The organism is Bacillus sp. JJ1503, assembly GCF_036965125.1.
Lineage (GTDB): Bacteria > Bacillota > Bacilli > Bacillales > Cytobacillaceae > Cytobacillus.
Window position 1 is genome coordinate 1 of record NZ_JBALOZ010000410.1, and the last position, 4,262, is coordinate 4,262.

6 protein-coding genes are annotated in these 4,262 nt (G+C 36.0%); 2 read left to right on the forward strand and 4 right to left on the reverse strand.

The genetic code is table 11. The features are described from left to right. Positions 1–165: 165 nt before the first annotated feature. The 3 genes from V7149_RS23950 to V7149_RS23960 form a co-directional block, all read right to left on the reverse strand. A complete protein-coding gene (locus tag V7149_RS23950) occupies positions 166–543 on the reverse strand; it encodes a cbb3-type cytochrome c oxidase subunit I (protein ID WP_335348079.1) in 378 nt (125 codons plus the stop codon). Between the two features lie 208 nt (positions 544–751). Continuing rightward, positions 752–1,537: an SDR family oxidoreductase gene (locus V7149_RS23955; RefSeq protein ID WP_335348080.1), complete on the reverse strand. Its 786-nt coding sequence runs from the start codon at positions 1,535–1,537 to the stop codon at positions 752–754. Positions 1,538–1,750: 213 nt separating this feature from the next. Then, complete coding sequence (locus V7149_RS23960; RefSeq protein ID WP_335348081.1) at positions 1,751–2,488, reverse strand: SDR family NAD(P)-dependent oxidoreductase; 738 nt, start codon at positions 2,486–2,488, stop codon at positions 1,751–1,753. 195 nt (positions 2,489–2,683) lie between these two features. On the opposite strand from V7149_RS23960, the gene V7149_RS23965 reads away from it, so the two are divergent. Continuing rightward, a complete protein-coding gene (locus V7149_RS23965) occupies positions 2,684–3,286 on the forward strand; it encodes a TetR/AcrR family transcriptional regulator (RefSeq protein WP_335348082.1) in 603 nt (200 codons plus the stop codon). Positions 3,287–3,470: 184 nt separating this feature from the next. Here the strand turns inward: V7149_RS23965 and V7149_RS23970 are convergent, their stop codons facing one another. Next, positions 3,471–3,665 carry a hypothetical protein gene (locus V7149_RS23970; RefSeq protein ID WP_335348083.1) on the reverse strand — a complete coding sequence of 65 codons (195 nt, stop codon included), beginning with the start codon at positions 3,663–3,665 and terminating at the stop codon, positions 3,471–3,473. A 252-nt stretch (positions 3,666–3,917) separates the two neighbouring features. Here V7149_RS23970 and V7149_RS23975 point away from each other — a divergent pair, with 252 nt between their 5' ends. Next, complete coding sequence (locus tag V7149_RS23975; RefSeq protein WP_335348084.1) at positions 3,918–4,106, forward strand: YkvS family protein; 189 nt, start codon at positions 3,918–3,920, stop codon at positions 4,104–4,106. Positions 4,107–4,262 lie beyond the last annotated feature (156 nt).

The window sequence follows — 4,262 nt, forward strand, 5'->3', positions numbered from 1 at the left end:
TAATGCAGTAGAGGACGAACGGACAAAGAAAGAAATTATTCAAGCCCTCAAGGACTTTTCAAGAAAAGTAATAATGGAGCTCAAACAAAAATAAATATAAAAAGGCTGGATTCAACGTTAATATATCGTTGAATCCAGCCTTTTGTTTATATACATTTATTAATTCTATTCTTTATTATCTTTTAAATTTATTAAAATATTTAAGACAAATAGCAATACGCCGATGACTGTGATGGTAGCGCCAATGGCTGTTCCTGGAGTAAATGCTTCGTTTTGGGTTGTGATTAAAATCGCTAGTGCAATCATCATAATAGGCAAGCCGATATTATGCAGCCAAAAATGCCATTTTGCTAACTTAGAAGCTGCGAGCTTTGGAAATAAATAATAAAGTATGCCTGCTAACGTTAGCGCAGTCCATCCAAGCAGATTAATGTGTACATGAACCGGTGTTAGGACATAAGAATGAGAGGTTGACATATAATATCCGATTAAAACACCTACTGCAAAGTAAATGGCTGAAATTTTTATAAGCCTAATCCCCACTTTAAATACCCCCTTCCATCAAATGTCATATAGATGTTAAAGAATATGTGCATAAATCCTTCTTTAGACTATTTGACTTAAATAATTTTTTCTTTACATCAAAAAAGAAGACACCGCTCATAGAACTTAGAACGATGTCTTCTTTTTACCTACGTATCATTAGAAAATTTAAACCTTTTTTAGTAAAAATCAGCGGGTAAATTATCTTTTAATATTTATATGATTGTCCGCCATCAATTGGAATAACGGTTGCATTGATGAAATTAGCTTGATCTGATAGCAGGAATGCCACTAAATATCCCACTTCTTCTGGTTTACCGAAACGTTTCATTGGATTTGGCTCAACAAATTGTTTCCCTACTTCTTCCCAGTTTTCTGGATCCATTTGTTTTAATGAACCTTCGACCATCGGTGTCATGATTGCCCCTGGTGCAATGGCTTTAATACTGATCCCGTATTGACCGTATTCAATTCCAGAGTTTCTTGTTAATCCGACCACGCCGTGTTTACTAGCTGCATAACCAGATTGGTTTCCTACTCCACGAATACCACCAACAGAAGCAGTATTAACGATAGAGCCAAAACCTTGTTCTCTCATAACTTTCAATACATGTTTCATTCCGTAAAAAACACCATTTAAGTTGATATTCACTACTTTTTGGAACTCATCAATGCCAAAATCCTCAGTTAGGTTTTGTTTTCCTTCGATCCCTGCGTTGTTGAAGAAGCCATCGATTTTCCCAAATTTCTCAACGGTTTCATTTACATAGTTTTCAACTGCTGTTTCATCTGCCACATTTGCAGTAATAAGCAATACTTCTGCGTTTGGCGCAACTTCTAACACTTTCCCTTTTGTTTCTTCTAATGAAGCAGCGTTTAAATCAACGAGTGAAAGTTTTGCTCCTTCTTTAGCTACTTGTAAAGCGGAAGCTTGTCCTAAACCAGATCCTGCACCTGTAATTAATACCACTTTCCCATCAAAACGATTGCTCATGAAAAATTTCCCCCTTTATTATCATAACGAAAATCATTATATCCCCTTGAATTATATTGAATTAAAACATCTCTAATTAAGTATATATAGCAATGTAAAGTCATTTTTTCCTGTTTAGTTCCAGATGGTACAAATAATTTCCACAAAGCTAGTATCCACAAAGAACTATTGCCTGTTTCAAACTTGAAGTAAAAGATCCTACCCCATAATTGATTATTGAGCCGTATATCCGCCATCAACGATTAAACTATTACCAGTCATGAATGAAGAATCATCGGAAGCCATGAATAATACTGCTTTTGCCATTTCTTCCGCTTGACCAAGGCGTTTCATCGGTGTGGCTGCAGATAGAACTTGCTTGCTTTCTTCTGGAATAATAGGTGTATCAATAAAACCAGGGCATAATGCGTTAATACGAATATTTTGTTCTGCATATTCAAGCGCAAGTGAACGAGTTAAGTTTATCACGCCACCTTTTGCTGCGTTATAGGCTGCTGAACCAGGTGATCCAACCCAACCGTACATAGATGCCGTATTCACAATCGTGCCGCCACCTGTTTTTAACATTTCACGGATAGATTCACGTGCTACTAAGAAGACTCCATCTAAATCAACATTTACAGTATTACGCCATTCTGAGTACTCTAATTCATGTGAAGGATGAACACGGCCGATCCCCGCATTGTTGAAGACTACATCTACTTTGCCAAACGTTTCAACTGTTTGTTTAAAGATATTTGCTACTTCTTCTTCACTCGTAATATTTGCTTTAATAAAAAGAGCTTCAGCGTTAAGCGCTTTCAATTCTACTTCAAAAGCTTTCCCTTTTTCCTCATTTAAATCAACAAGCACCACTTTAGCCCCTTCTGAAACAAATAAACGTGCTGTTGCTGCTCCAATTCCAGATGCTCCACCTGTAATGACAGCTACTTTGTCTTGCAGTTTCCCCATTCTAAATTCCCCCCATGATTATAGTTCCCATACTACATACTCGTGAAAAATGCTAGCCAGATTTAATATCTGTGCTATTTTGTTCACAATTAAATTTTACTACTTTGTACACATTTAACAATCATTAAGATATCATTAAGTGTCTACTAATTAGACACTTATGATAAATCTGTCTATTTTCAGGGAGGTATCATCATGAATAACGAACAAAATACGACATCCGGGCGACAAAATCGGACAAAAGAACATTTAAAGCAAGCAATGATTGAACTCATAAAAGAAAAGGGTTACCATTCCGTTTCTGTAAAAAATATTGTTGATTTTGCCGCTTATAATCGCAGTACCTTTTATGTCCATTACTTAGATAAAATTGAAATAGCTGAAGATTTACTTATTTCTATGCTACAAGGGTTAGAAGATTCAGTTGGCAAACCATATGTAACAGGTCAGAAAGTATATACGGCCAAGCTAAATGAACCATCTTTTAATATCGTTTCTTATATTTATAAAAACCAGCATTTTTTTGAACTGATTAACTATGATGACACGTTACCGGGACTACATACACGGTTCCCTCAAACGATCTTAAAAATCTATAAAGAACAATTTATTTTCGAAACCATCAACAATATCCCAGTCAATATGGATTATTTTAAACGATATACAGCTTATGGCTTTTACGGACTCATCAAAAATTGGATCCAAAATGGCTTTAAAGAATCCCAAGAAAAATTTATCGAGGAAGTTATTAATCTATCGAAAACACATATTTACTCAGTAAAGTATATCGGAAAATGATTCATAAGTCCCAGGGCCTTATCACGATGTTTTTAATATCGGATCTGCAATTTAAAAAACGGGGCTGCATGGTGTCAGTTCAACTCTGTAACCTAGCTCATACCATATTCGTGGTGCATTTCTCCTCCACTATGTTAAAAAGGATGCTTGAATCAATTCAAGCATCCTTTAATGCCTATTCCTTTTAACTTCTAGCTGTTTCTACGTAACTATACAGCACAGCCCCTCCGCGTTTTGCAATGCCTCTAAAATGCTTAAAATCATCCCTTTTGACAAGTACAATACGCACAGGAAGAAACTCTTCCTTTGTTACATAGTACTCCGATAATTCCCCATTCTTTAACTTCTCGAGTATTTCTTGAATTTGTTCCTCGTTCATATTTCAGCACCCTCATCCTATTATTACATTTATATTATATGAATATTGTTTTGTTTTCCATGGGATCCTCAAACTTCAAATGTGATCTAAATTTATATGGCCAGCAGCCATTACAATGAAAGCGCACTCAATTACACGAGGTAAAATTAGGTAATTTAACGAAATAATAACATATTACTTTACGAAAAATAAAATATAGTGCAAAATGTTATTAATCTCTTAATTCAAATCTTGCAAAAAGGGGCGAGGCTTTTGAAAAAAGCAGAAGTAGGAAATGTAATTGAATTCCGTGATGGATTGCAGGGAATTGTCGAAAAGGTAAACGAAAACTCAGTGATCGTCGATCTTTCTTATATGGGAAATTATCGAGACCTTGATCTAGAACAAAGGACTGTAGTTAATCATAAAAATTATAAAATTGTGAAGGAAACTGTTTTATGAAAACGCATTCCTAGCAATAAAAGCGGAAGCGCCTTGCCCACCCCCGACAAGCACAAGACGAGCCTCCCGGAAAGGTGTACTTTACCTTTCTGGGAGGATTGGCTTGTGACCTCGAGGGGGTAGGCGCTGGAGCTAGACAGTTCTCAAACTCGAGAA